This is a genomic window from Streptomyces achromogenes (assembly GCF_030816715.1).
GTDB classification, from domain to species: Bacteria; Actinomycetota; Actinomycetes; order Streptomycetales; family Streptomycetaceae; genus Streptomyces; species Streptomyces achromogenes_A.
Window position 1 is genome coordinate 5,413,788 of the sequence record NZ_JAUSYH010000001.1, and the last position, 26,439, is coordinate 5,440,226.

The following is a 26,439-nucleotide window of genomic DNA, read 5'->3' on the forward strand; positions in this document are numbered from 1 at the left end:
GACCCCACGCGCCGGGCGTACGCCCCCGTGGCACCGGGCACTCACCCGGCGCCGAGCCCCGGAACGCAGGCAGGTGGGGGCCCACCGGCTACCGCCGGCAGGAGCCCGACCGGGCGGGGCTTCGACGACGTGCTCATCCGCAGGTCGTCGGGCGGCTCGGCAAGGTCACCGTCACAGCCAGCCCCTCACCCGGCGCCGTCCGCACGCTCACCTCGCCCCCGTGGGCCCCGACGACCCCCTGCACGATCGCCAGGCCCAGCCCGCTGCCCGCGCCGCCGCCGGCCCGGAAGAAGCGGTCGAAGACCCGCGCCGCGTCCTCGGCGGCCAGCCCCGGCCCCTCGTCCTCCACCCACAGCCGTACGACGCCGTCCACCCGCCCCACGCCGAGCCGCACCGGCACCCCGGCCGGCGTGTGCGTGCGGACGTTGCCGACCAGGTTGCCCAGCACCTGCCGCAGCCCCGACTCGTCGGCCCGTAGCAGCACGGCCCCGTCGGCCTCGACGGTCACCGGCCGGCCGGGCTGCTGCGCCCGCAGGTCCTGCGCCGACTCCCGCACCAGACGGCTCACGTCCACCGTGCGCAGCCGCAGCTCGGGCCGCTGGTCGAGACGGGCCAGCATGAGCAGCTCGTCGACCAGCCGGCCCATCCGGTCCACCTCGCCGTTCATCCGGTCCCAGGCCCGCCGGCGCTCCTCCTGCTCCACCAGCATCCCCTGGTCGTACAGCTGGAGATAGCCGCGGATCGCGGAGAGCGGGGTGCGCAGCTCGTGCGAGGCGTCGGCCACGAAACGGCGCAGCTGGGCCGCGCTGCGCTCGCGCGTGCGGTACGCCGTCTCCACCTGATGGAGCATCGAGTTCAGGGCCAGCCGCAGCTGTTCGACCTCGTGGGTGGGATGCCGGCTGGAGGGCACCCGCCGGGTCAGGTCGCCCTCGGCGATCGCCGACGAGGTCTCCACCATGTCCTCCAGCGGCCGCATCCGCCGCCGCACGCTGAACAGCGTCAGACAGGCGAGCAGCGCCAGCAGCAGCGTGCCGACGGCGAGGTCGAGCTTCAGGGCCTTCGCTATGCCGTTGTGGAGCGCCTCGGTGGAGGTGGCCAGCAGGATGTACGTGCCGTCGGAGAGCCGGGTCGCGGTCGCCCGGTAGGGGACGCCGTGCACGGTGACGTCGCTCGGGCCGTCGGCGGCGGCGAGCGCACCCGGATCCCGTACGGCGTCGGCGAGGCCGCGCTGGGCGTCGGTGGGCTCGACGCCGAACAGGGTGAGGGCGGCGCCCCGGCCGTCGACGGCGGTGAACACCGAGTCCGGCGCGGGAGGCGCGTCGCCGCCCCGGGGCGCGAGGCGGTCGCTGACGACGCTCAGCGCGCTCAGCGAGTCGATCTGGCTGAGCGTGAGCCGCGAACCGCCCAGCGAGTCGCGCAGATGCGTCAGTTCGGTGTCCACCTGGTCGAGCAGGTAGTGCCGCATCCCCATCAGGCTGACGGCGGTCGCCACGACGATGCCGAGCGCGAGCAGCCCCACGCTCGCCGCCGTCAGCTTGGCGCGCAGGGAGTGGACGCCGTGCCGGTGGACCCGCCTCACGCCAGCCCGTATCCCACGCCCCGCCGGGTGGTGATCACCGGCGGCCCCAGGGAGTCCAGCTTGCGCCGCAGATAGCTGATGTAGGTCTCGACGACGGTCGACTCCGGCGGGGTGTGCTCGTACTGCCAGACGTGCCGCAGGAGTTGCTCCTTGGGCACGATCCGGCCGCCGTTGCGCACCAGGAAGCGCAGCAGCGCGTACTCGGTGGGGGTGAGCTCCACCGAGCGGCCGGCCCGGTGCACGCTGTACGTCGTCTCGTCCAGCTCCAGGTCGCCGTAGCGCAGCGGCGGCCGCTGCGGCAGGACGTCGGCCGGCCGGGTGCGCCGCAGGACCGCCGTGATCCGGGCGACCACCACGTCGATGTCGAACGGCTTGGTGATGTAGTCGTCGCCGAAGCCGAGAGCGCCGACGATCTCGGCCGGCGCGTCGCGCGCGGTGAGGAACACCAGCGCCAGGTCGGGCCTGCGGGCCCGCAGTTCGCGCCCCAGCGCCCGCCCGTCGCCGTCCGGCAGCATCACGTCGAGGAGGGCCGCGTCCGGCCGGGTGCGGTCGGCGAGGGCGAGGGCGTCGCGGACCGTGCCCGCGGTCATGACCTCGAAGCGGTGATAGCGCAGGGCGATGGCGAGGACGTCCGCGATGCTCGGCTCGTCCTCCACGACCAGCACGGTTCCACAAGCCGTCGTCATGCCCCCAGTATCGGCGGGCCCCCGGGCCGGCGGGGCCGGTTCGCGCTTTGGAGTTCCTTGAGAGTCGGCCCGTCCGCGTGTCCGCGCGGGCGCGCCGACGCCGATCCTGGTCCCCAGGACCTGGGGGACCGACCGACGATCTGCAGAAGGAGTTTGAGCGTGGCGGCATTGGCGCGCTGGTGCTACCGGCACCGGCTGGTGGTCCTGTTGCTCTGGGTGGGGGCGCTGTTCGGGCTGGGCTTCTCGGCCTCGACGGCGGGAACGGACTACGCGAACGTCTTCTCCCTCCCCGACACGGACTCCAAGAAGGCGTACGACCTGATGGAGAAGGCGTTCCCCGCGCGCGCGGGCGACACCGACACGGTCGTCTGGAAGGTCGACGAGGGCTCGGTGCGCGACCAGGACGTACGGTCCCGGATGCAGCCCGTCCTCGACGGCATCGCGAAGATGAAGGGCGTCGGCGGGGTCACCGGCCCGTACGCGGGGGGAGCGGCGCAGATCAGCGGCGACGGGCGGATCGCCTACGCCCAGATCACCTTCACCGAGCAGGCGAACGCCGTCCCCAAGGAACTCGTCCAGAACGTCGTCGACACCGCGCGGGGCGCCGGGCGGGACGGTCTGGAGGTCGAGGTGGGCGGCCAGGCCGTCCAGCGGGTGCAGGAGCCGCCCACCGGCCTCGCCGAGATGGTCGGCCTCGCGGCGGCGGCGGTCGTCCTGTTCCTGGCCTTCGGCTCGCTGTACGCGATGCTGCTGCCGCTCGCCGTGGCGGTCTTCGGCGTCGGCATGGGGCTGTTCTCGACCCAGCTGCTCAGTCACGTCACCGACATCCCGGACCTGGCCCCGCTGCTGTCCTCGCTGATCGGACTCGGCGTCGGCATCGACTACGCCCTGTTCATCGTCACCCGGCACCGCAAGGGCGTCCTGCGCGGCTTGGACCCGCAGGAGTCGGCGGTCACCGCTCTCAACACCTCCGGCCGGGCGGTGCTGTTCGCGGGCGGCACGGTGTGCATCGCGCTCGCCGGGATGCTGGTGACCGACCTGCGCTTCCTGGACGGCGTCGTCATCGGCACCTCCCTCACGGTGGTCCTGAGCGTCCTCGCCGCGACGACGCTGCTGCCCGCGCTGCTCGGCTTCCTCGGCGTGCGCGTGCTGAGCCGCAGGCAGCGGCGTCTGCTGGCGACGGGCCCGGAACCGGAGAAGGCGAGCAGTCCGGCGGCCCGCTGGTCGACGGGTGTGCAGCGCCGCCCCCGGACGATCGCCGCGCTCGCCCTCGCCGTCATGGTCGTTCTGGCGCTGCCCGTGCTGTCGCTGCGCCTCGGCGCGACCGACCAGGGCAACGACGACGCCTCGACGACCACCCGCCAGGCCTACGACCTGCTCGCCGAGGGCTTCGGGCCGGGCTTCAACGGCCCCCTCCAGGTGGTCGTGGACGGCGGTGACGCCACCGCGTTGGCCCGGGGCATCGAGAAGACGCCCGGCGTGGCCCAGGTCGCCGCGCTGCCGCCGGCGGCCGGGGTCACGGTCATCCAGGTGGTGCCCACGACCTCGCCGCAGTCCGAGCAGACGGACACGCTGATCGACCGGCTGCGCGACGACGTGATCCCCGCGTCCGGTGCGGAGGCGCACGTGGGCGGCGTCACGGCGGTCTCCAAGGACTTCGCGACGGTCACCGGCGACCGGCTTCCCCTGTTCATCGCCACCATCATCGGCCTCGGCTTCCTGCTGCTCCTGGTCGCCTTCCGCTCGCTGGTCGTGCCGCTGACGGCCGCCGTGATGAACCTGATCGCGGCCGCCGCCTCGTTCGGCGTGCTCGTCGCGGTCTTCCAGTGGGGCTGGGGCCTGGACCTGCTCGGCCTCGGCAAGGAGGGGCCGATCAACGCCTTCCTGCCGGTCATCATGCTGTCCCTGCTGTTCGGCCTGTCGATGGACTACCAGGTCTTTTTGGTCAGCCGGATGCACGAGGAGTGGGTGCACACCCGGGACAACGCGAGGGCCGTCCGGGTGGGCCTCGCGGAGACCAGCCGGGTCATCAACTCGGCGGCCCTGATCATGGTGTGCGTCTTCCTCGCCTTCGTGCTCAGCGGCGACTCGGGCGCGGCGATGGCGGGCGTCGGCCTCGCGGCGGCGGTCGCGCTGGACGCGTTCATCCTGCGCACGGCTCTCGTGCCCGCGGCGATGCACCTGCTGGGCGACTCCAACTGGTGGCTGCCCGGGTGGCTGGAAAGGCGGCTGCCGCATCTCGCGGTCGAGCCGAAGGAGGAGGCCGCGGAGCAGGCCGCGGCGGGCGGCGCCCCGGCCACGGTCGTCCACGGCTTCGTCCGCGACACGGCGGGCGACCCGGTCGAGGGCGCGACGGTCACCCTGCTGACGCAGGACGGGGCGGAACGCGACCGGGTGACCTCGCTCGCCGACGGCTCGTACATCCTCTCCGTCCCCGCCGCCGGGACCTACCTGCTGGTGACGACGGCCGAGCCGCCGCTGCTGAAACGCACCCGGCAGCTGACGGTCGCCGGGGAGCCCCTGGTGTACGACGTGGAGCTGGAGGAGGGCGCGGAGGTCGGCTGACTCACGCCTCGGCCGGGCCCGGCGGGTCTTTCCTCGCCGGGTCCGGCAGCGCGTTGGTCATCCCGGGCAGGAAGTCCGTGAACAGGTCGTGCACCTCGAGGACGAGCGGTCGCAGCACCCGGAACCGGGCCAGCGCCACCCCCCGCGCCGTGAGGCGCGCACCCCGTCCGGCCAGCCGGTAGCTGCGTTCGCGGCCCTCCGTGCGGTCGTAGATCCAGTACATGACGAGGCCCATCTGCGAGAGCCACATCAACTCGGGCAGCACCTCCCGCAGTTCCTCCGGCACCTTCGCCTTCGACCCCGCGAGCACCTCCTTGTGGACGGCTATGGCCTGCACGCGCGCGGGCTCCGACTCGGCGGAGAACGGGCTGAGCGGGCTGTCCGGGTCGGCGGCGTTCTTGAAGAACTGGACGGCGAACTCGTGGTACGGCTCCGCCACCTCCAGCCACACCCGCAGCACCCCCGCCAGCCGGGCCTCCAGGCTCGTCTCCCGCGCCAGGACGTCCCGGACGGCCTCCCGGTGCTCGGCGGCGAGCCGGTCGTAGAAGCCCTGGATCAGATGCTCCTTGCCGGCGAAGTAGTAGTACGCGTTGCCGACCGAGACCCCGGCCTCCTTGGCGATGGCCCGCATCGTCGTCTTGTCGTAGCCGCGTTCCTGGAACAGCCGCATCGCCGTCTCCAGGATCAGGGCGCGGGTCTGTTCGGACTTGGACGCGGGAGTCCCGGGGGACCCGGTCGGGGAAGCGGCCTCGTCGGGGCCGTCGTTGTTCGCGGGCACGGAAGGAGAGCCTAGTCAGTGGCGCAGGCGCCGCCCGCACAGGCAGGCGGGTCGTAGAGCCAGCCCAGCTGCGGGTCGTACGACCAGCCGTCGCCGCGCCGGTACACGCCCCCGCCCCAGCCGGTGGCCGGCTCCTGCCCCTGGCGCCACCTGGCGGCGGCGAGCACGGCGGCCCGCGCGACCTTCGCCCCGGCCGGAGTGCTCAGCCGGTGGGACAGCGGGCGGTGCTCGCGCAACGCCCACAGGGTGACGATCCAGGCGGCGGCGCCCTGGTAGACCTGGCCCGCGTCGCCGACGACGGTGATCTCGTCGAGGGTGGCGCGGTGGTCGAGGCCGGGATAGCGGGCGCACGCCTGCGCCGACCCCGCCGGGACGAACTCCAGCGGCACCAGCTGCGGCTGCCGGCGCAGCCAGTCGCACAGGAAGCCGCACAGCGAGCACTCGGCGTCGTGCAGGACGGTGAGCCGGCGGACCGGGACGCGGCGGGCGTCCCGGTCGGCGGCGGCCTGCGCGGCCGGCGCGCCCCGGTCGGCCGTCATGGTGCTCACGCCCCGGTCGCGGGCGCCGACGGGGCGGTCCAGCCCTGCGGGGCGACGGGCGGCAGCTGCTCCCGCTCCATGATCCCGCGCCGCCGGATCCGGTTGAGCACGTACACGTTGCCCAGGTGCATCGCGCCGAGCACCAGCAGCACCACGCCCAGCTTGGTCGACAGGGCCTCGAAGATCTCCCGGGTGTCCTCGATGGTGTCGTCGCCGCTCAGGTACAGGGCGACGAACCCGAGATTGACCAGGTAGAAGCCGACCACCAGAAGGTGGTTGACGGCGTCGGCGAGCTTCTCGTTGCCCTGGAGCACGTCGGCGAGGAAGACCCGCCCGTTGCGACTGAGGGTCCTGGCCACCCAGACCGTCAGCCCGATGCTGACGATCAGATAGACGACGTAGGCGATGACCGTGCGGTCCATGTTCCCCACCTCTTCTTGAACGCGTTCAAAACGCTGTCGGGGATGACTGTAGCTCTGCTTTTGAACATGTTCAACTCGAAAGCCGGGGCGTCCGGGAGGAATTGACCGGGAGGGTCACCCGGGCGGGGGAGGCGCCGGGCGAAAGGGGGTGTGCGCCGTGGGGATCCGTGGAAGATGGCCGCATGTGGATCGATCTCGTCTCCTCGCTCAGCGCCGACGTGAAGTTCGGCGGTCCCGGATGCGAGGAGGAAATGCGGGCGGCCGAGGCCGTGCTGGGGCATCCTCTTCCGGCCGCCCTGAAGGACTTCTGGCGGCTCGCGGACGGCGCGCACGACGAGGACGGGTTCGCCGTCGTCTGCTCGGTCGGCGAAGTGATGGGCCGCAACCTGGAGTTCAGGAGCTCGGCCGCCTTCCGCGACCTCTACATGCCGTTCGATCCGCTGCTGCTCTTCGGCGAGAGCGCCGGCGGCGACCTGTTCGCCTGTGTCGTCAAGCCCGAACGCCCGGACGTCTTCGTCTGGGACCACGAGAACGACAGCCGCCGCTGGGCGGCGAACGGCCTGGAGGACTACCTGCGCCGGCGGCTCGGCGACGACCCGCAGTGGTACGCGTCGTGGTGAGGGAGGGTCAGTCGCTCGTCCTCGGCCGGCCCGCCGCGAGAATGCCGGCCGCGCTCAGAGTGACCTCGGCGCCGATCGGCGTACGCGGGGACCTTGTGCAGCGGACATCGCGTGCCTCCTCGGGGCTGGTGTCGAGAGCATCCTCGTAGGCCGGACGCCCCCGGATGTCCCTCTTGATCACGTTCACCCGATCGTGGTGTCTGAACGCCCGAGGGCCCCGCCCCCGGTGACGGAACCGGGAGACGGGGCCCTCGTGGACGCAGGGAACGCAGCTCAGTAGCGGCGGGTGATCAGGGCCTTCTTGACCTCGGCGATCGCCTTCGTGATCTCGATGCCGCGCGGGCAGGCGTCCGTGCAGTTGAACGTGGTGCGGCAGCGCCACACGCCGTCCTTGTCGTTCAGGATCTCCAGCCGCTGCTCGCCGGCCTCGTCACGCGAGTCGAAGATGAACCGGTGGGCGTTGACGATCGCGGCGGGGCCGAAGTACTGGCCGTCGTTCCAGAACACCGGGCAGGACGACGTGCAGGCCGCGCACAGGATGCACTTCGTCGTGTCGTCGAACCGCTCGCGGTCCTCCGCCGTCTGGAGACGCTCCCGGGTCGGCTCGTTGGTGTCCTTCGTGATCAGGAAGGGCATCACGTCCCGGTACGCCTGGAAGAACGGCTCCATGTCGACGACCAGGTCCTTCAGGACCGTCAGGCCCTTTATGGGCTCGACCGTGATCGGCTTCTCGGGGTTGATGTCCTTGATCAGCGTCTTGCACGCCAGACGGTTCTTGCCGTTGATCCGCATCGCGTCCGAGCCGCAGATGCCGTGGGCGCAGGAACGGCGGAAGGTGAGCGTGCCGTCGAGCTCCCACTTGATCTTGTGCAGCCCGTCGAGGACGCGCTCCTTGGGGTCGATCTCCAGCTGGAAGTCGTCCCAGACCGCCTCCGCCGAGACCTCCGGGTTGAACCGGCGGATGCGGAAGGTGACGGTGATGTACGGGGAGTCGGCGAAGCCGGGCTCGGGGGCGCCGGCCGCGTCCGCCTTGTCGAGGGTCGGGGTAGCCATCAGTACTTACGCTCCATCGGCTGGTAGCGGGTCTGGACGACCGGCTTGTAGTCGAGACGGACGGTCTCGGTGCCGTCGTCGCCCACCTCGCGGTACGCCATGGTGTGGCGCATGAAGTTGACGTCGTCGCGGTTCGGGTAGTCCTCGCGGTAGTGGCCGCCGCGGGACTCCTTGCGGGCCAGCGCCGACACCGCCATGACCTCGGCCAGGTCGAGCAGGTTGCCCAGCTCGACGGCCTCCAGCAGGTCCGTGTTGAACCGCTTGCCCTTGTCCTGGATCGAGACGTTCTTGTACCGCTCGCGCAGCTCGGCGATCTTCTCGACCGCCGTCTTGATCGTCTGCTCGGTGCGGAACACCATGACGTTCGCGTCCATGGTCTCCTGCAGCTCACGGCGCAGGACCGCCACGCGCTCGGTGCCCGTGGAGGCGCGCAGCCGCTCCACCTGGTCGACGACCAGCTGCGCGGGGCTGTCCGGCAGCTCGACGAAGTCCGCCTTCTGCGAGTACTCCGCGGCGGCGATGCCGGCCCGCTTGCCGAACACGTTGATGTCCAGCAGCGAGTTGGTGCCCAGACGGTTGGCGCCGTGCACCGACACACAGGCGACCTCGCCGGCCGCGTACAGGCCCGGGACGACCGTCGTGTTGTCGCGCAGGACCTCGCCCTCGACGTTCGTCGGGATGCCGCCCATGGCGTAGTGCGCGGTCGGCTGGATCGGGATCGGGTCCGTGTAGGGCTCGATGCCGAGGTAGGTGCGCGCGAACTCGGTGATGTCGGGCAGCTTGGCGTCCAGCTGCTCCGGCGGGAGGTGGGTGAGGTCCAGGTAGACGTGGTCGCCCTCGGGACCGCAGCCGCGGCCCTCGCGGATCTCCGTGTAGATCGAGCGGGAGACGACGTCACGGGACGCGAGGTCCTTCATGACCGGCGCGTACTTCTCCATGAAGCGCTCGCCGTCCTTGTTGCGCAGGATGCCGCCCTCACCGCGGGCGCCCTCCGTCAGCAGGATGCCCATGCGCCAGATGCCGGTCGGGTGGAACTGGAAGAACTCCATGTCCTCCAGCGGCAGCCCGCGCCGGTACACGGCGGCCTGGCCGTCACCGGTCAGCGTGTGCGCGTTCGACGTCACCTTGAAGAACTTGCCGCAGCCGCCGGAGGCGTAGATCACGGCCTTCGCCTGGAAGACGTGGATCTCGCCGGTGGCCAGCTCGTACGCCACGACGCCGGCGGACTTCTTGACGCCGTCGACCTCGGTGATCAGCTGGTCGAGGACGTAGAACTCGTTGTAGAACTCCACGCCCTCCTTCACGCAGTTCTGGTACAGCGTCTGGAGGATCATGTGGCCGGTGCGGTCGGCCGCGTAGCAGGACCGGCGGACCGGGGCCTCGCCGTGGTTGCGGCTGTGACCGCCGAAGCGGCGCTGGTCGATCGTGCCGTTCGGGGTGCGGTTGAACGGCAGGCCCATCTTCTCCAGGTCGAGGACGGAGTCGATGGCCTCCTTCGCCAGGATCTCGGCGGCGTCCTGGTCGACCAGGTAGTCACCGCCCTTGACCGTGTCGAAGGTGTGCCACTCCCAGTTGTCCTCCTCCACGTTGGCCAGCGCGGCGGCCATGCCGCCCTGCGCTGCGCCCGTGTGGGAGCGGGTGGGGTAGAGCTTGGTCAGCACGGCGGTGCGGCTGCGCTTGGTCGACTCGATGGCGGCGCGCATACCGGCGCCGCCGGCGCCGACGATGACGGTGTCGTACTTGTGGATCTTCATGATTCTCGCAACCCCGTGCCTAGCGGATGTTCGGGTCGAAGGTGAAGATCACCAGCGTGCCCAGCAGGATGGTGAACACCGTGGCGGTGTAGAGCAGGCCCTTCAGCCACAGCCGGGTGTTCGCGCGCTCCGCGTAGTCGTTGATGACCGTGCGCAGGCCGTTCGCCCCGTGCAGCATCGCGAGCCACAGCATCAGCAGGTCCCAGACCTGCCAGAAGGGGGACGCCCAGCGGCCCGCCACGAACGCGAAGCCGATCTTCGACACGCCGCCGTCCAGCACCAGCTGGATCAGCAGGTGGCCGAGGACCAGCACGACCAGCACGACGCCCGACAGGCGCATGAACAGCCAGGCGGCCATCTCGAAGTTGCCCCGGGTGGACTTCGGGGTCTTCTTGGTGCGCCGGCGCGGGGCCTCGATGAAGGGCGCAGGGTTGTCGACGTCGTAGCCGGAGCCGCCCTCTACGGGGCCGATCCCGGCTGCGGTGGATTCAGTGGTCGCCATGGGTGTCAGCTCCCGAACAGTTCACGAGCGGCGTGTCCGAGGACGGGGTAGACCGCCCCGAGCATCAGCACGAGCCACAGGCCCACGACGGTCCAGAGCATGTGCTTCTGGTAGCGCGTGCCCTTCGACCAGAAGTCGACGGCGATGACGCGCAGGCCGTTGAGCGCGTGGAAGAGGATGGCGGCGACGAGGCCGTACTCCAGCAGCGCGACGATGGGGGTCTTGTAGGTGGCTACGACCTTGTCGTAGTCCTCGGGGGAGACACGCACGAGGGCGGTGTCCAGCACGTGGACGAACAGGAAGAAGAAGATGAGGACGCCGGTGACTCGATGAGCCACCCAGGACCACATTCCTTCCCGGCCGCGGTACAGCGTTCCAGCCGGCACGGAAGAACCCTCCGGGAGCGGGGATTGGGGCCTGCCGGCTTGGGTGTCGGACGGGCCCGGCCGGGTACGGTCCACCGGCCCCCAGCATCGTAGCGAGACGTCGGCGCAGGGCTTACGCCGGGCCTACCGGTGTGATCAAAGTGGCACGCGTATGGGTGAGCGCCTGCGGCATCCGGGAGGGTATCGACCGGAATGCCTCAATGCGGTCGCGTGGTGGCCCCTGATCGCCGTGTGGTGGCCCCTGGCGCCCGCGCGGCGGCCGCCACCGCGCGTCGACTACAGCCCCGCGCCCCTGACGGCGCCGACCAGCCGCCCTCTGGCCAGGCGGCGGAGCTCTTCCGCCGCCACCACCCGCTCGTCCTCCGGATCGTTCGCCAACCGTGACCGGATGCCCTCCAGGACGTGGTCCAGGGCCTCCGGCGGCGGCAGCCCGTCCAGGCAGATGACGAACACGTGCCCGAATCTGGCCTCGTAGGCGGAGTGGGCCGCGCTCAGCGCCATGTGGGCCGCTTCGTACGCGTCGTCCGGCAGCGTGGGAAGGGTCTCCGCCGCCAGGGCCTCCGCCAGGTCGTCCGGTGTCAGGTCGTACGCCGCCTCGTCCGACGCCGCCAGCAGGGAGTCCATCGTCGGATAGGGGCGGTGGTCGGCGAGGCGACGGGCCCAGCGGGGACTGTGCAGGCAGGTCAGCAGCACACGGCGGGCCTCGTCGGCGGACGCGGTGTTGAAGCCGTGCAGCACGGGCACCGGTGACGTCCGGGTCTGCGCCGGTATGGCGAGGCGGCCGGAGAGGTGGGGAAGACGGTGCGCAGGCAGCGTGGATCCTCGCGTCACGTGTGTGCTGGCAGGGGATGCAGTGAAGGATGTGTCGTCACGTTATCGAGAGCGGTCGAAGTGTGTCCGACCGATGCCTGAATTTCACTCGAACGAGAGAGTTTCAGAGTGTGTCGTGGACCCCTTCGCGCGGACTTCGGCGCGCCCCGGCCGCGCGCGGGTCGTACGGTTGGCGGAGTGAGCAGGCACAGGCACCGGCGCCGGGCGCCGCAGACGCAACCGCACCACAGGGTCGTGACACGGGCACTGACGGCGGGCGGGCTGGTCGCCGCGCTCGGTGTCGGAGCGGGGCTGTGGGCCTCCTCGGGTGATCCCGGGACGCCGGCCGGGTCGTCCTCCCGGCAGGTCGCCGAGGGCGCCTCCGGCGGCGGCCCGGGCGCGGCCCGCGCCCCTTCCCCGAGCCCCACGCCCAGCCGCTCCTACCCCCTGTCCACCGCCCCCCGCACCATCCCCGCCGTCCGCTCCCACACCCCGGCCCGAGGCCCGGGCTGGCGGCCCGCGGCCGGCCGCCGGGTCGTGGTCGGCGACGCCCGGCTCGCCGACGAGGGGCGTCTGGTCGCCGGCGAGCTGGGACTGAGTTACGCCGGCGTGCGCGGCGACACGCGCGCCGGCGACCTGCGCCTCGTCCGCAACGCCGACCGGGGCGCGAACCCGGAGTCGTACACCATGACCGTGCGCGGCGGGCGGGTCACCGTCAGCGCGCCCTCGGACGCCGGCGTCTTCTACGGCACCCGCACGCTCAAGCAGGAGGTGCACGGCGGCGGGACGGCCCCCGAGGGCGTCGTCCGCGACCAGCCGGCCAAGCCGCAGCGCGGGTTCACGCTGGACATCGCGCGCAAGAACTTCAGCGCCGGCTGGATCGAGGACCGGGTGCGCGAGCTCGGCGACCTCAAGTACAACCAGCTCGGCCTGCACTTCTCCGACGACCAGGCGTTCCGCATCCAGTCCGACACGCATCCGGAGATCGTCGCCCCGGAGCACCTGACCAAGGCCCAGGTGCGGCAGATCGTCGCGGTGGCGGCCCAGCGGCACATCACCGTCGTGCCCGAGATCGACTCGCCCGGACACCTCGGCGCCGTCCTCGCCGCCCACCCCGAGCTGCAGCTGCGCAACGTGCGGGGCGTCGCCACCCGCGGGGCGATCGACATCTCCAAGCAGGCGTCCGCGAGCCTCCTCGACGACCTGCTGAACGAGTACGCCGGCCTCTTCCCCGGCGGCTACTGGCATCTCGGCGGCGACGAGTACCAGGCGCTGACGGTGTCGAACCCGGCCGCCTCCTACCCGCAGCTGGCCTCCGCCGCACGGGCCCGGTACGGCGCCGGCGCGGGCGTCTCCGACCTCGCCACCGGCTGGCTCAACGACCGCGCCGACACCGTCCGCGCCCACGACCGGACCATGCGCGCGTGGAACGACGGGTTCTTCCGCGGCACGTCGGTGAAGCCGGCCGCCGACCTCGTGGTCGCCTACTGGACGGGCAAGGAGTTCGGCGCCCGGACGCCGACGGAGTACCTGAGCGCGGGGCGCAAGATGCTCAACTACAACGACAAGTACCTCTACTACGTCCTCGGCGAGCCCAACGACTTCGTGTACCCGACCGGACGGCGCATCTACGAGGAGTGGACCCCGCGCGTGCTGCGCGGCACCACCCCGGTCGCCGCGAGGTACGACGCCCAGATCCTCGGCGGCTCCTTCTCGGTCTGGTGCGACCTCGCGAACTCCCAGACGCAGGCGCAGGTCGCGGCGGGCGTGCGGATGCCGCTGCGGGCCACCTCGCAGAAACTGTGGGACGCCCGGACGCCGGCGCTGACCTGGACGCAGTTCACGTCCCTTGCGAACAGGCTGGGCTGATCCCGGCTCGTCTGTCATGCTCGGCCGACTGCGCACCGAGCCCTCGGGGGTGGCTGAAAAGATCTCCTGTGACACTCCCGGGCCGTCGCACGCAGTAAGGGGAAGTGCGGGCTCCGTCAGGTCGGGCCCTGGCGAGGGAGGCGTGCATGAGCCTGGTGGAACTGATCGCGCAGGCCGACGAACGCGCACTGGCCGCCAGCGGGTTGGCTTGTTTGGACCGGTGCGTGCCCCTGCTCGGCGGCGACGACGAGACCCTGCGGCCGCTGTGGGGAAACCTCGCGGACGACTCCGACGCGTCCGGCTGGGGCGAGTTGCTGGAGCAGACGCGCGGCAAGCTGGAGTCCTGTCAGGACGAGGGTGAGGGCGGGGGCGACGAGGCCGTGGTGCTGGTCCGCCGCATGCTGGCCGCCGCCCCGGCCGACCGACGCGCCGCCGAGGTGAGGACCTGGGCCGACGCCTGCTCCGTCGCCTCGCTCCAGATCCACCGCCTGCTCGACCCGGCGGCGGACTCCGGCCCGGTCGACCCCGGCCGCGAGGGCCGTACGGCGGGCATGTCGCCCCTCGTCGCCGCCGAACTGCGCCGCCAGGTCATCGTCCTTGAGGTGCTCGCCGGTCACGGTGCGGGCGGACTGCGGCGGGCGCTGGAGGTGTCCACGGAAGGACGCCGGGTGCTGCGCGCCGTGGTGTCGCGGCGGGCTCGTGGACGGTCGTGAGAGTTTCGCGGCGGAGCTGGGGCGGTCCTGCACCGGTCTCGCGTCCGCCGCGCAATCGCGTGACGGAACACCCGTCGGCCTCGCTCAATGGAGTGTGACCCGCAGGACGACAGAGCAGAACGAACAGACCGGACAGCCCCGTCCCCCCGCCCGGCCCTCCGCCGCGGCCCGGCCCGTGCGATGGGCGGCGGAGGCGGTGGCCGCCGCGCCCGACACCGTGCGGCCACACCTCGACCACTCGCCGCAGAGCCTGTGGCGCGTCGACCGGTGGATCGCGGAACTGCGGCGCACCGGCCCCGCGCCCGCGGCCGTCGAGGACCTGCTGCGCGGACTCGGCGCCTACGCCGGTGAGGTGATCGTCCGCCGGTCCGGCGCCGAGTGGTGGGCGTCCGGCGGCGACCACTGGGTCCGCACCCCCGACGGCCGCCTGTGGGAGCCCCTCGACGAGGCCCGCCGCTGCTACGCCGGCCACGGGTCGCTGCGCCTGCTGTGCCGGGACGCGGTCCCGGGGAGCCGGTGAACCGCGGGGCGACCGGGGGACGACCCGGGAGGCGTGAGCGGGAACGCATCCAGGACCGGGAGCGGGGCGGCACCGGGAGCGTGGAGCGCCGTGACCGGGGCAACGGCCGGGGCCGCCACCCCCCACAGGAGAGGCCCCGGCCGTCGCGCGGCACGGGCCGCGCGGCGACCCGTACTCCCTACAGCGCCAGGAGTGCGGTTTCCGTCACACCTTGCGCGCGTCACGAACCCGTTGCATGTTCTATGAACATGGACGGGCGGCGGTTTCAGGTCGTAACGTGCCTTTCGCGCCGGACGGCCAAGCGGAAGACCACCGCTACGACCTGCGGTCCCGAGACCGCGAAGCATCGACCGAGGAAACCACGACGTGGGGGACGACGCGGAGCTGACAGCCGCGGTGCTCGCGGCACAGCACGGGGACGAGACCGCGTTTCGGACCGTGTACCGCGCGGTGCACCCGCGGCTGCTGGGATACGTGCGCACACTGGTCGGTGATCCCGACGCCGAGGACGTGACGTCCGAGGCCTGGCTGCAGATCGCCCGGGACCTCGAGCGGTTCACCGGCGACGCGGACCGCTTCCGCGGCTGGGCCGCCAGGATCGCCCGCAACCGCGCCCTGGACCACATACGGATGCGCGGAAGACGCCCGGCGACGGGCGGCGACGAGACCGAGCTGGCCGGCCGGGCCGCCGAGTCCGACACCGCGGGTGAGGCCATCGAGGCGCTGGCCACCGGCCGCACCCTCGGCCTCATCGCCCGGCTGCCGCAGGACCAGGCCGAGGCCGTCGTCCTGCGGGTGGTCATGGGACTGGACGCCAAGACGGCCGCCGACACGCTCGGCAAGCGGCCCGGCGCGGTGCGCACCGCCGCCCATCGAGGCCTGAGGAAACTCGCCGAACTGCTCGGCGACGACCCGGAGACGGCCGGTGTGCTGGACGCGCTGCCGCCCCAGCGACGACCGCGCTCCCGCACGGTGACGTCCGCCGGTGTGACGCATGCGCGCACGCGGACGCAGAGGGACATGTGATGGCCGACAAGCACGACAGGTGGCTCGACCGCGAGACGTCGGAGCGTCTGCTGCGCGGTGAGTCACCCGACAACGCTGTCGCCGGCGCGCCCCGGGAAGAGGCCGAACGGCTCGCCAGGACGCTCGGCGCGCTCGCGGCCTCGGCCGCCGCTCCGCCGTCCGCCGACGAGGAGCTGCCCGGCGAGGCCGCGGCCCTCGCCGCGTTCCGCAAGGTCCAGGCCGACCGCCACGACCTCGCGGCCCGCTCCGGTCATGCGGGTGCCACGGGTCTCCCGGGCGTCGCCCGGCATCCGGGTCGGACCGCCCGGGCCGGACGTGCGGCCGGGGCCGTGGTCGTGGGTGCGCCCGAGCCGGAAGGCGGCGGCGACGCGGACCTGGTCCGCATCGGAGGGCCGGTCGACGCGGGCGGGCGTCGTCCGCGCCGGGGCCGGCCCGTGCGGCTGGCGCTGGCCGCCTCACTGGCCGTCGGGATGGTCGGCGGGGTGTCGGTCGCGACGGCGGCCGGATATCTGCCGACGCCGTTCGACGGCCAGGGGCCCGGGCGGCCCGTGGCGTCCGTCTCCGCCCCCGCGCCCTCCGGCGGCCGTCCGCTCGGCTCGTCCTCCCCGACCGCTCCATCCGGCGACGGCGCGGCGTCCGCGCCGAAGCCCGGCGCGAGCGCCACCGACCGGGGCGCGGCCGGGCGGGGCACCGCCGGCGACGACGCCTCGGGCGCCCCGAAGGCCCGGGGCGACCGGCCGTCCGGCGTGACCTCCTGCCGTGAACTCGGCGCCGGCAAGACCCTGGACCGTGAGCGCCGCCGACGCCTGGAGAAGCTGGCGGGCGGCGCACAGCGGGTCCAGGCGTACTGCGCGGTCCTGCTCGACGGCGCCCGCGTCGGGAGCGGCTCGGCGGGCCGGGACGCCGGAAAGGGGCAGTCGGGCCGCGGGAGCGGCGGCGACACTGCCGGACAGGAAGGCGCCGACGGCACGGGCGGGCACGGCGGCTCCGACGACGACGATGACGCGGGCAGAGAGGGTCACGGGCACGACCGGGGACCCGGCCGGGGGCAGGGACACGGGCACGGCCAGGGGCACGGCCGCGGTGCCGGCGGCGGCCCTGGACACCGCGGCTGACCTGCGATTTTAAGATCGTCGAAAAATTCTTCCGCGGCGGGTGTGACATTTTCCGCGGAGGCTACGCAGTACCGAGTGAGCCGACTGGTCATCGGCCCCAGCACAGAGCCGGGGGTTCCCCCCGTACCTTCGGCTCGTGCGCTCGGCGCGGGCGGGACACGTTCCCCCGGTCCCGCTCGCGCCCCATACCTCTCTCCCCTCCCGTCCGGATGACGAGTCGCGAACCGCCCGGCACACTGACGAGTACTCAGTCGGAGACCAGAGGCGGCCGCCGCGACCGCCCGGCGGGAGGCCTGCACCCATGGCGCGTGAGTCGGAGTCCGGACTGCCCATCGAGCCGGTGTACGGCCCGCAGGACCTGGCCGGCTGGGACCCTGCCGAGCAGCTGGGCGAGCCGGGCGCGTACCCCTTCACCCGGGGCGTCTACCCGTCGATGTACACGGGCCGCCCCTGGACGATGCGTCAGTACGCGGGGTTCGGCACGGCCGTCGAGTCCAACGCCCGCTACCGGCAGCTGATCGCCCACGGCACCACGGGCCTGTCGGTCGCCTTCGACCTGCCCACCCAGATGGGCCACGACTCCGACGCCCCGATCGCGCACGGCGAGGTCGGCAAGGTCGGCGTGGCGATCGACTCGGTCGAGGACATGCGGGTGCTGTTCGACGGGATCCCGCTGGACCAGGTGTCGACGTCCATGACGATCAACGCCCCCGCCGCGCTGCTGCTGCTGATGTACCAGCTGGTCGGCGAGGAGCAGGGCGTCCCGGCCGGCCGGCTCACCGGCACGGTCCAGAACGACGTGCTGAAGGAGTACATCGCGCGCGGGACGTACATCTTCCCGCCGAAGCCCTCGCTCCGCCTGATCGCCGACATCTTCCGGTACTGCCGGGCCGAGATCCCGAGGTGGAACACCATCTCGATCTCCGGCTACCACATGGCGGAGGCGGGCGCGTCGCCCGCCCAGGAGATCGCCTTCACGCTGGCCGACGGCATCGAGTACGTCCGTACGGCGGTCGCCGCCGGCATGGACGTGGACGACTTCGCACCGCGGCTGTCCTTCTTCTTCGTGGCCCGCACGACGCTCCTCGAGGAGGTCGCGAAGTTCCGCGCCGCCCGCCGGATCTGGGCGCGGGTGATGAAGGAGGAGTTCGGTGCGAAGAACCCCAAGTCGCTGATGCTGCGCTTCCACACGCAGACCGCCGGCGTCCAGCTGACGGCCCAGCAGCCCGAGGTGAACCTGGTCCGGGTCGCCGTCCAGGGGCTGGCGGCGGTGCTCGGCGGCACCCAGTCGCTGCACACCAACTCCTTCGACGAGGCCATCGCGCTGCCGACCGACAAGAGCGCGCGGCTGGCCCTGCGCACCCAGCAGGTCCTGGCTCACGAAACGGATGTGACGGCCACCGTCGACCCCTTCGCGGGCTCGTACGTCGTGGAGCGGATGACCGACGACCTGGAAGCGGCGATCGTCGCTCTCATGCGCCGGGTCGAGGACCTCGGCGGGGCGGTGTCGGCCATCGAGCACGGCTTCCAGAAGAACGAGATCGAGGGGTCCGCCTACCGGATCGCGCAGGAGACCGACTCCGGCGAGCGGGTCGTGGTCGGCGTCAACCGCTTCCGGTTGGACGCGGAGGAGCCGTACGAGCCCCTGCGCGTCGACCCGGCCATCGAGGCGCAGCAGGCGGAGCGCCTCGCCCGGCTCCGCGCGGAGCGCGACCCGGCGGCCGTGGACACCGCCCTCGACGCCCTGAGGAAGGCGGCGCGGGGCGAGGACAACGTCCTGTACCCGATGAAGGACGCGCTGCGGGCCCGGGCGACGGTGGGCGAGGTGTGCAACGCCCTGCGGGAGGTCTGGGGGACCTATGTCCCCTCGGACGCCTTCTGAGCGGCCTCGACGGCGCACCCTCCGCCGGGGCTCCGCCCGTTCTCCGTGCGTCGGCGCCACGCTCTCCTCGCGCCCGCCCTCCCCCGGCCGTGCCCGGCCCTCCCCGGCCGCGCCGGACGGGTCGCCCTGTGTGGCGGGACCGCTGCGCGGAGGTGATGATTCGAGGATCGGTCCCGGTAGGTGGACTGGCACGGCGTGCCACCGGTGGTCCGTGGTATCCGTGAGAGAAAGGAAGAAGTGCGGGCAGCCGACCTCGAAAGTCGGCGAGTTTACCCATCCCGCACAGCAGCCATGCGCCGCGCGGCCGACTTTTCTTCGCCTGACGGGTTGAAGTTTTGTTGATCGTAGGTCGGTCGACCGCCCAGGCGTCCTACCCTTCAGAGGGTGAAGCAACTGATGTCCCGAGAGTCCGAGGCCGATCCCTCAGGGGAAGCAGCGCTCCCCGGCGCCCTTCCCGGCGCCCTGCCGGAGGCGCTGCGCGCCGAGCTCGTGGCCTTCCGCCGCGACCTGCACATGCACCCTGAGCTGGGCAACCAGGAGTTCCGCACGACGGCCGCGATCAAGGCCCGCCTCGAGAAGGCGGGGCTGCGGCCCCGCGTGCTCGCCGTCGGCACCGGCCTCATCTGCGACATCGGGACCGTGGGGGCGGAGGGCGCGGCGGTCGGCGGCGTCCCCGTTCTCGCGATGCGCGCCGACATCGACGCGCTGCCCATCCCGGACACGAAGACCGAGTGCGCCTACCGGTCCACGGTCCCCGACCGCGCGCACGCCTGCGGCCACGACGTGCACACCACCGTCGTCCTCGGCGCCGGTCTCGTCCTGGCGGAACTGCACCGGCAGGGCCGGCTCCCGCGGCCGGTGCGGCTGATCTTCCAGCCCGCCGAGGAGGTGCTGCCCGGCGGCGCCGCCGACGCCATCGCCGACGGCGCGCTGGACGGCGTGGGCCGGATCATCGCCGTGCACTGCGACCCCCGGGTCGACGCGGGCAGGGTCGGTCTGCGCGAGGGCGCCATCACCTCCGCCTGCGACCGGCTGGAGATCTCCCTGGACGGGCCCGGCGGCCACACCGCACGCCCGCACCTGACCACCGACCTCGTCACGGCGGCCGCCCGGGTGGTCACCGACGTGCCCGCGCTGGTCGGCCGCCGGGTCGACACGCGCGCCGGACTGGCCGTCACCTGGGGCCGCATCGAGAGCGGCCACGCCCCGAACGTGATCCCGCAGCGCGCCGAGCTCTCCGGGACCGTCCGCTGCCTGGACCTCGAGGCGTGGCGGCAGGCGCCGGACATCGTGGTCGCGGCGATCGACGAGGTGGCCAACCTGCACCGGGCCAAGTCGGAGATCAACTACGTACGGGGCGTCCCGCCGGTCGTCAACGACGGCGACGTCACCGCCCTGCTGCGGGACGCCATGGTGGCCCGGCGCGGCGAGTCGGCCGTGGAGGGCACCGAGCAGAGCCTCGGCGGCGAGGACTTCTCCTGGTACCTGGAGCGGGTCCCCGGTTCGATGGCCCGGCTCGGTGTGCGCCCGCCCGGCGAGCGCACCGTGCGCGACCTGCACCAGGGCGACTTCGACGCCGACGAGTCGGCGATCACCGTCGGCGTGGAGCTCTTCACGGCGGCAGCGCTGCTGGACGCGGCGGGCAGGTAGCCGACGGCGGCGGAACGGCCCTCACGTGGCCGTTCCGCCGTTCGGCGCAACCGTGTTGTAAGCCATTCGTCCCCGGTTCGAAATCATCGGCGCGAGGCCGCAAGGCACCGAGTTCAGACGGCGTTCGCCTCGAATCGATAACGGCGTCTCGAGGGGTGTTTTTCTGACATCTACGCGCGTTACGATGCCGCGAAGCCAACGCCGATCGAGGCGTCCAGGCCCGAGCACTGGCATGGTGCTCACATCAAGCGCCGACAAGGCGCTCAGGTCAGGTGAAGGAGCCTTCCCGTGCGCCGGGTAGCCAAGCTTTCCGCTGCGTGTATCGCCACCGCAGCTCTCGCACTGACTGCCACTGCATGTGGCAGCACCTCCTCCGAGAACGACAGCAGCAGCTCGTCCTCCGCCTCTGCGGGCGGCGGTTCGGGCGTCAAGATCGGTCTCGCCTTCGACGTCGGCGGCCGTGGTGACCGTTCCTTCAACGACTCCGCCGCGCGCGGCGCCGACAAGGCCAAGGCGGAGTTCGGCGGCTCGATCAAGGAGCTGACCGCCAAGACCTCCGACACCGAGGCCGACCGCGAGCAGCGTCTGACCGACCTGGCGGACGCCGGCTACAACCCCATCGTCGGCGTCGGCTTCTCCTACGCCGCCTCGATGACCAAGGTCGCCGCGAAGTACCCGAAGGTCAGCTTCGGCATCGTCGACTCGGTGGTGGACGCCAAGAACGTCGACAGCATCACCTTCACCGAGGAGCAGGGCTCCTACCTGGCCGGTGTCGCCGCGGCCCTGAAGACGAAGAAGAACCACGTCGGCTTCATCGGCGGCGTCGACGTCCCGCTGATCAAGAAGTTCGAGGCGGGATTCACGCAGGGCGTGCACGACACGAAGCCCGCGGTCAAGGTCGACAGCCAGTACCTGAGCCACGGCTCGGACTTCTCCGGCTTCGCCAGCCCCGACAAGGGCAAGGCCGCCGCGTCGGGCATGCTCGACAACGGCGCCGACGTCATCTACTCGGCGGCCGGCTCCTCCGGCAACGGCGCGATCGAGGCCGTCAACGGCGTCAAGGGCGCCTGGGCCATCGGCGTGGACTCCGACCAGTACAACATCCCGGGTCTGGCCAAGTACAAGGCCTCGATCCTGACCTCGATGGTCAAGAACGTCGACGTCGGCGTCTACGACTTCGTCAAGTCCGTCCACGACGGCAAGCCGCTGACGGGCGTCAACAACTACTCGCTCGCCAAGAACGGTGTCTCGCTCGCCACCAGCGGTGGCTTCATCGACGACATCAAGACCCAGCTGGACGCGGCGAAGCAGAAGATCGTCGACGGCTCCATCAAGGTCAAGACCACCCCGTGACCTGATGGTCGCCGCCTGACCCCGGCTCGACGAGGGGGGTGCACGACAACCCCCTCGTCGAGCCGTAACAATGTGTCAACTCTACGCGTGTAGCACGGAGTTGCCGCGCTAGCGTCGCCGACGCCTGCCCTCCCCTACGCAGCCCCTTTTCCCCGAGGAGAGTGCGCCATCAACGCGTCCAGCCCTCCCGCTGCCGTCGAACTGCGCGGCATCACCAAGCGATTCCCCGGCGTCGTGGCCAACCGCGACATCGACATCACGGTTCGCACCGGCACCGTCCACGCCCTGTGCGGTGAGAACGGCGCCGGCAAATCCACCCTGATGAAGATCCTCTACGGCATGCAGCAGCCGGACGAGGGCACCATCACCGTGAACGGCGACCAGGTCACCTTCAGCAACCCCGCCGACGCCATCGCGCGCGGCATCGGCATGGTGCACCAGCACTTCATGCTCGCCGACAACCTCACCGTCCTGGAGAACGTCGTCCTCGGAGCGGAGAAGCTCCACGGCATCGGCGGCAAGGCCCGGACGAAGATCAGGGAGATCTCCGACGCGTACGGGCTGAACGTCCGGCCCGACGTCCTCCTGGAGGAGCTCGGCGTCGCCGACCGCCAGCGCGTGGAGATCCTCAAGGTCCTCTACCGCGGCGCCAAGACGCTCATCCTCGACGAGCCCACGGCCGTCCTGGTGCCGCAGGAGGTCGACGCCCTCTTCGACAACCTGCGCGAGCTGAAGGCCGAGGGCCTCACCGTCATCTTCATCTCCCACAAACTGGGGGAGGTGCTGTCCGTCGCCGACGAGATCACCGTCATCCGGCGCGGCACCACGGTGGGCACGGTCGAGCCGCGGAACACCACGACCAAGCAGCTCGCCGAGCTGATGGTCGGCAGCGAACTGCCCACGCCGGAGACCGAGGAGTCCACGGTCACGGACGTCCCGCTGCTGAAGCTGGACGGACTGCACCTGACCCAGACGGACCTCGACGGCGTCGAGCGCATCATCCTCGACGACATCTCCTTCACCATCCACAAGGGCGAGGTCCTCGGCATCGCCGGCGTGGAGGGCAACGGCCAGTCCGAGCTGGTCGAGGCGATCATGGGCATCCGCGCCCCGGACGCCGGCGCCATCACCCTCGACGGCGCCGACATCTCCCACGTGCCCACCCGCAACCGCCGCGAGGCCGGCGTCGGCTACATCCCCGAGGACCGCCACCGCCACGGCCTGCTCCTCGAGGCGCCGCTGTGGGAGAACCGCATCCTCGGCCATGTCACCGAGCGGCCCAACTCGCGCGGCCAGCTGCTCGACATCAAGTCCGCCCGCACCGACACCGAGCGCATCGTCCAGGCGTACGACGTCCGCACGCCCGGCATCGACGTGACCGCCGCCTCGCTGTCCGGCGGCAACCAGCAGAAGCTGATCGTCGGCCGCGAGATGAGCCACGCGCCCAAGCTCCTCATCGCCGCCCACCCCACCCGCGGTGTGGACGTCGGCGCGCAGGCCGCGATCTGGGACCACATCCGCGAGGCGCGCCGCGAGGGCCTGGCCGTGCTGCTGATCTCCGCCGACCTGGACGAGCTCATCGGGCTCTCCGACACCCTGCGGGTCATGTACCGCGGCCGGCTGGTCGCCGACGCCGATCCCGCCACGATCACCCCCGAGGAGCTGGGCTCCGCCATGACGGGTGCGGCCACCGGCCACCTGGAGCACGCAGAGGACGACGCCCGATGAAAAAGCTGACCTCAAGGATCGACAAGGAGCGGCTGCTCCTCGGGGTCGCGGCCCCGCTGCTGGCGATCGTCACCGCGCTCGTCGTCACCGCCCTGGTCATCCTCGCCACCGGCAAGAACCCGGGCGCGGCCTTCAGCGACATGCTGACCTACGGCTCCGCCAGCGACAGCCAGGTCTACATCCTGAACAAGGCGACGACGTACTACCTGGCGGGTGTCGCGGTGGCCATCGGCTTCCGCATGAACCTGTTCAACATCGGCGTCGACGGCCAGTACCGGCTCGCCGCGTTCGTCGCCGCCGTCCTCGGCGGCGCGCTGACCGTGCCCGGCTGGATCGCGATCCCGCTGATCATCCTGTGCGCCATGGCGACCGGCGCCCTGTGGGCGGCCATCGCGGGCATCCTCAAGGTGACCCGCGGCGTCAGCGAGGTCATCTCCACGATCATGCTGAACTCGATCGCCACCGCGATCATCGCCTACCTGCTGCAGCCGGGGAAGCTCGCCGAACTGCAGAGCGGCGGCACGGTCGTCTCGACCGACCCGCTGCCGAAGTCCTCGTACTTCTTCACCATCGACACCGGCGCGGCCGGTGTGCTGTGGGGCTTCATCGTCGTCGCCGTCCTCGTCGGCATCGCCTACTGGTTCGTGCTCGGCCGCACCCGGTTCGGCTTCGACCTGCGCACCGTCGGCCAGTCCGAGAGCGCGGCCACCGCGAGCGGTGTCTCCGTCAAGAAGATGGTCGCCACCAGCATGATCATCTCCGGTGCCGTGGCCGGTCTGATCGGCATGCCGACCCTGCTCAACGACAGCCACCAGTTCAGCAACGACTTCCCGTCGGGCATCGGCTTCACCGGCATCGCCATCGCCCTGCTCGGCCGCAACAACCCGGTCGGGATCGCGCTCGGCGCGCTGCTCTGGGGCTTCCTGGAGCGCACGACCAACCACCTCGAGTTCGAGGGGTACGACAAGGAAATCCTCGGCGTCATCCAGGGCGTCATCGTGCTGTGCGTCGTCATCGCCTACGAGCTCGTCCGGCGTTACGGCCTCAAGCGCCAGCAGCAGCGGGTCGGCGCCGAGCTCGCCGCCCAGGCCGCCGCCCCGACCCAGAAGCAGGAGGTGGCGTGATGACTGCCACGATGACCGACACGCCGCCCCCCGCGGCGCCCAAGGCGGACACCGGCGGCCGGTCGGGCCGCTCGGTCGGCCGGATCCTCACGATCATCGCCGGCGCGCTGGTGCTCGTGGCCGTGGTCCGCATCATCACCGGCGCCAACCAGCTCACCTCCGAGGGCCAGGTCTCGGCCGCGCTCGGCCTCGCCGTGCCCATCGGCCTCGCGGGTCTGGCCGGCCTGTGGTCCGAGCGGTCCGGTGTGGTCAACATCGGCCTCGAGGGCATGATGATCCTCGGCACCTTCGGCGCCGGCTGGATCGGCTGGCAGTCCAACCCCTGGCTCGGCCTGCTGTGCGGCGTCGGCTTCGGCGTCCTCGGCGGTCTGGTGCACGCCGTCGCGACCGTCACCTTCGGCGTCGACCACATCGTCTCCGGCGTCGCGGTCAACCTGCTTGCGCTCGGCATCACCCAGTACCTCGCCAAGCTGTTCTTCTCGGAGGGCAAGCCGGCCGAAGCGGGCGGCAACCCCAAGCAGTCCCCGCCCGTCGAGTCACTGCCCCACATCGACGTGCCCGGCCTCTCGGACGCCCTCCAGTCCGTCGAGAAGCACCACTGGTTCCTGCTCTCCGACATCGCGGGCATCCTCGGCGGCCTGGTCACCGACCTGTCCGTGGTGACGCTCCTCGCCTTCCTGCTGTTCGTCGGCAGCTGGTGGCTGCTGTGGCGCACCCCGTTCGGCCTGCGGCTGCGCTCCTGCGGTGAGAACCCGATCGCCGCGGAGTCCCTCGGCGTCAACGTCTACAAGTACAAGTACGCGGCCGTGGCCGTCTCCGGCGGCCTCGCCGGTCTCGGCGGCGCCTTCCTCGCCCTGGTCACCTCGCACACCTACCTCGAGGGCCAGACCGGCGGCCGCGGCTACATCGGCCTCGCAGCGATGATCTTCGGCAACTGGCGCCCCGGCGGTCTGGCCATGGGCGCGGGCCTGTTCGGCTACTCCGACGCGCTGCAACTGCGCAACGGCGGCGAGACCGTCCACGCGCTGCTGCTCCTGCTGGTCGTGCTCCTCGCGGGGCTGGCCGGCTGGAAGCTGTACCGCAAGGCGCACTGGCAGGCCGGGATCAGCCTCATGGTGGCCGCGCTCGTCCTGGTCTGGTACCTGTTCACCGACGAGGTCCCGAGCGACTTCGTGGGCGCCACCCCGTACGTCGTCACCCTGCTGGTGCTGTCGCTGTCCGCGCAGCGACTGCGCATGCCCAGGGCCGACGGCATGCGCTACCGCAAGGGCCAGGGCAAGTGACCCCGGCCGCCGCCGTCGACTGGGAGGCGTTGCGCGAGGTGGCCCGCGAGGCCATGTCCCGCGCGTACGCCCCCTACTCCGGCTACCCGGTCGGTGTGGCGGCGCTCGTCGACGACGGCCGGACCGTGTCCGGCTGCAACGTCGAGAACGCCTCCTACGGGCTCGGCCTGTGCGCCGAGTGCGGGCTGGTCTCGCAGTTGCAGAACACCGGCGGCGGCCGGCTCACGCACTTCACCTGCGTGGACGGCCGCGGCGAAATCCTCGTCCCGTGCGGCCGCTGCCGCCAGCTGCTGTACGAGTTCGGCGGCCCCGGCCTCCTGCTGGAGACGCCGGCGGGGATCCTGCCGCTCGCGGAGATGCTCCCGCAGGCCTTCGGCCCGGACCACCTCACGAAGTGACTCCCGCGCGCGGCCCCTCTGACCACCGCAGAGGGGCCGCGCACTTTCTCCCCCCGTTTCTCCCCACGTCTTGTCGCACCACCG

General features: G+C 71.7%; 25 protein-coding genes. 14 read left to right on the forward strand and 11 right to left on the reverse strand.

What is annotated here, in order from left to right:
• Nucleotides 1–133: 133 nt before the first annotated feature.
• The gene (locus QF032_RS24450) at nucleotides 134–1,579 is read right to left on the reverse strand and encodes a sensor histidine kinase (RefSeq protein WP_307045389.1); all 1,446 of its coding nucleotides are present in this window, start codon (nucleotides 1,577–1,579) and stop codon (nucleotides 134–136) included.
• The gene (locus QF032_RS24455; RefSeq protein WP_307045391.1) at nucleotides 1,576–2,265 is read right to left on the reverse strand and encodes a response regulator transcription factor; all 690 of its coding nucleotides are present in this window, start codon (nucleotides 2,263–2,265) and stop codon (nucleotides 1,576–1,578) included. Before QF032_RS24455 ends, QF032_RS24450 begins: the two co-directional genes overlap by 4 nt.
• Nucleotides 2,266–2,433: 168 nt before the next feature.
• On the opposite strand from QF032_RS24455, the gene QF032_RS24460 reads away from it, so the two are divergent.
• Nucleotides 2,434–4,830 (forward strand): MMPL family transporter, encoded by a 2,397-nt coding sequence (locus QF032_RS24460; RefSeq protein ID WP_307050277.1) that lies wholly within the window; start codon nucleotides 2,434–2,436, stop codon nucleotides 4,828–4,830.
• A 1-nt stretch (nucleotide 4,831) separates the two neighbouring features.
• Here the strand turns inward: QF032_RS24460 and QF032_RS24465 are convergent, their stop codons facing one another.
• From QF032_RS24465 to QF032_RS24475, 3 genes are read right to left on the reverse strand one after another with little or no spacing between them, the layout of a single operon-like run.
• A complete protein-coding gene (locus QF032_RS24465; protein ID WP_306949654.1) occupies nucleotides 4,832–5,608 on the reverse strand; it encodes a TetR/AcrR family transcriptional regulator in 777 nt (258 codons plus the stop codon).
• 11 nt (nucleotides 5,609–5,619) lie between these two features.
• Nucleotides 5,620–6,147, reverse strand: coding sequence for a thiol-disulfide oxidoreductase DCC family protein (locus tag QF032_RS24470; RefSeq protein WP_307050279.1), 528 nt, complete (start codon nucleotides 6,145–6,147; stop codon nucleotides 5,620–5,622).
• Nucleotides 6,148–6,152: 5 nt separating this feature from the next.
• Nucleotides 6,153–6,569, reverse strand: a complete 417-nt coding sequence (locus tag QF032_RS24475; RefSeq protein WP_307045393.1) for a hypothetical protein — start codon at nucleotides 6,567–6,569, stop codon at nucleotides 6,153–6,155.
• A 182-nt stretch (nucleotides 6,570–6,751) separates the two neighbouring features.
• On the opposite strand from QF032_RS24475, the gene QF032_RS24480 reads away from it, so the two are divergent.
• Nucleotides 6,752–7,189 carry an SMI1/KNR4 family protein gene (locus tag QF032_RS24480; protein ID WP_307045395.1) on the forward strand — a complete coding sequence of 146 codons (438 nt, stop codon included), beginning with the start codon at nucleotides 6,752–6,754 and terminating at the stop codon, nucleotides 7,187–7,189.
• Between the two features lie 7 nt (nucleotides 7,190–7,196).
• On the opposite strand, the gene QF032_RS24485 is transcribed toward QF032_RS24480, so the two are convergent.
• The 6 genes from QF032_RS24485 to QF032_RS24510 form a co-directional block, all read right to left on the reverse strand.
• Nucleotides 7,197–7,376 (reverse strand): hypothetical protein, encoded by a 180-nt coding sequence (locus QF032_RS24485; RefSeq protein ID WP_307045397.1) that lies wholly within the window; start codon nucleotides 7,374–7,376, stop codon nucleotides 7,197–7,199.
• Nucleotides 7,377–7,462: 86 nt separating this feature from the next.
• On the reverse strand, nucleotides 7,463–8,242 hold the full coding sequence (locus QF032_RS24490; RefSeq protein WP_306949650.1) for a succinate dehydrogenase iron-sulfur subunit: 780 nt from the start codon (nucleotides 8,240–8,242) through the stop codon (nucleotides 7,463–7,465).
• Nucleotides 8,242–9,996: a succinate dehydrogenase flavoprotein subunit gene (sdhA, locus tag QF032_RS24495; RefSeq protein ID WP_306949649.1), complete on the reverse strand. Its 1,755-nt coding sequence runs from the start codon at nucleotides 9,994–9,996 to the stop codon at nucleotides 8,242–8,244. The genes QF032_RS24490 and sdhA overlap by 1 nt, the downstream gene beginning before the upstream one ends.
• A 19-nt stretch (nucleotides 9,997–10,015) precedes the next feature.
• Nucleotides 10,016–10,498, reverse strand: a complete 483-nt coding sequence (locus QF032_RS24500) for a succinate dehydrogenase hydrophobic membrane anchor subunit (protein ID WP_306949648.1) — start codon at nucleotides 10,496–10,498, stop codon at nucleotides 10,016–10,018.
• Between the two features lie 5 nt (nucleotides 10,499–10,503).
• Entirely contained in the window at nucleotides 10,504–10,884 is a 381-nt protein-coding gene (gene sdhC / locus QF032_RS24505; protein ID WP_306949647.1) for a succinate dehydrogenase, cytochrome b556 subunit, read from the reverse strand.
• Between the two features lie 276 nt (nucleotides 10,885–11,160).
• Nucleotides 11,161–11,715, reverse strand: coding sequence for a 2-oxo-4-hydroxy-4-carboxy-5-ureidoimidazoline decarboxylase (locus QF032_RS24510; protein ID WP_307045398.1), 555 nt, complete (start codon nucleotides 11,713–11,715; stop codon nucleotides 11,161–11,163).
• Nucleotides 11,716–11,949: 234 nt separating this feature from the next.
• Between QF032_RS24510 and QF032_RS24515 the strand changes: the two genes are divergently transcribed.
• The 12 genes from QF032_RS24515 to QF032_RS24570 all read left to right on the forward strand — a co-directional run bounded on the left by QF032_RS24515 (nucleotide 11,950) and on the right by QF032_RS24570 (nucleotide 26,355).
• The gene (locus tag QF032_RS24515) at nucleotides 11,950–13,563 is read left to right on the forward strand and encodes a beta-N-acetylhexosaminidase (protein WP_307045400.1); all 1,614 of its coding nucleotides are present in this window, start codon (nucleotides 11,950–11,952) and stop codon (nucleotides 13,561–13,563) included.
• A 146-nt stretch (nucleotides 13,564–13,709) separates the two neighbouring features.
• Nucleotides 13,710–14,276: a hypothetical protein gene (locus QF032_RS24520; RefSeq protein WP_307057495.1), complete on the forward strand. Its 567-nt coding sequence runs from the start codon at nucleotides 13,710–13,712 to the stop codon at nucleotides 14,274–14,276.
• Nucleotides 14,277–14,370: 94 nt separating this feature from the next.
• Nucleotides 14,371–14,796: a hypothetical protein gene (locus tag QF032_RS24525; RefSeq protein ID WP_306949643.1), complete on the forward strand. Its 426-nt coding sequence runs from the start codon at nucleotides 14,371–14,373 to the stop codon at nucleotides 14,794–14,796.
• 366 nt (nucleotides 14,797–15,162) lie between these two features.
• Nucleotides 15,163–15,822, forward strand: coding sequence for an RNA polymerase sigma factor (locus tag QF032_RS24530; RefSeq protein WP_307045404.1), 660 nt, complete (start codon nucleotides 15,163–15,165; stop codon nucleotides 15,820–15,822).
• Nucleotides 15,822–16,937, forward strand: a complete 1,116-nt coding sequence (locus QF032_RS24535; RefSeq protein ID WP_307057497.1) for a hypothetical protein — start codon at nucleotides 15,822–15,824, stop codon at nucleotides 16,935–16,937. The genes QF032_RS24530 and QF032_RS24535 overlap by 1 nt, the downstream gene beginning before the upstream one ends.
• Nucleotides 16,938–17,238: 301 nt before the next feature.
• Entirely contained in the window at nucleotides 17,239–18,819 is a 1,581-nt protein-coding gene (locus QF032_RS24540) for an acyl-CoA mutase large subunit family protein (RefSeq protein ID WP_307045408.1), read from the forward strand.
• Between the two features lie 396 nt (nucleotides 18,820–19,215).
• Complete coding sequence (locus QF032_RS24545) at nucleotides 19,216–20,469, forward strand: amidohydrolase (protein ID WP_307050281.1); 1,254 nt, start codon at nucleotides 19,216–19,218, stop codon at nucleotides 20,467–20,469.
• Nucleotides 20,470–20,757: 288 nt separating this feature from the next.
• The gene (locus QF032_RS24550) at nucleotides 20,758–21,822 is read left to right on the forward strand and encodes a BMP family lipoprotein (RefSeq protein WP_307045410.1); all 1,065 of its coding nucleotides are present in this window, start codon (nucleotides 20,758–20,760) and stop codon (nucleotides 21,820–21,822) included.
• 201 nt (nucleotides 21,823–22,023) lie between these two features.
• Nucleotides 22,024–23,550 (forward strand): ABC transporter ATP-binding protein, encoded by a 1,527-nt coding sequence (locus tag QF032_RS24555; RefSeq protein ID WP_373430489.1) that lies wholly within the window; start codon nucleotides 22,024–22,026, stop codon nucleotides 23,548–23,550.
• Nucleotides 23,547–24,674: an ABC transporter permease gene (locus QF032_RS24560; protein ID WP_306949637.1), complete on the forward strand. Its 1,128-nt coding sequence runs from the start codon at nucleotides 23,547–23,549 to the stop codon at nucleotides 24,672–24,674. The genes QF032_RS24555 and QF032_RS24560 overlap by 4 nt, the downstream gene beginning before the upstream one ends.
• Nucleotides 24,674–25,957: an ABC transporter permease gene (locus QF032_RS24565; protein ID WP_306949636.1), complete on the forward strand. Its 1,284-nt coding sequence runs from the start codon at nucleotides 24,674–24,676 to the stop codon at nucleotides 25,955–25,957. Before QF032_RS24560 ends, QF032_RS24565 begins: the two co-directional genes overlap by 1 nt.
• Nucleotides 25,954–26,355 (forward strand): cytidine deaminase, encoded by a 402-nt coding sequence (locus QF032_RS24570; RefSeq protein ID WP_307045414.1) that lies wholly within the window; start codon nucleotides 25,954–25,956, stop codon nucleotides 26,353–26,355. The genes QF032_RS24565 and QF032_RS24570 overlap by 4 nt, the downstream gene beginning before the upstream one ends.
• Nucleotides 26,356–26,439: the final 84 nt, after the last annotated feature.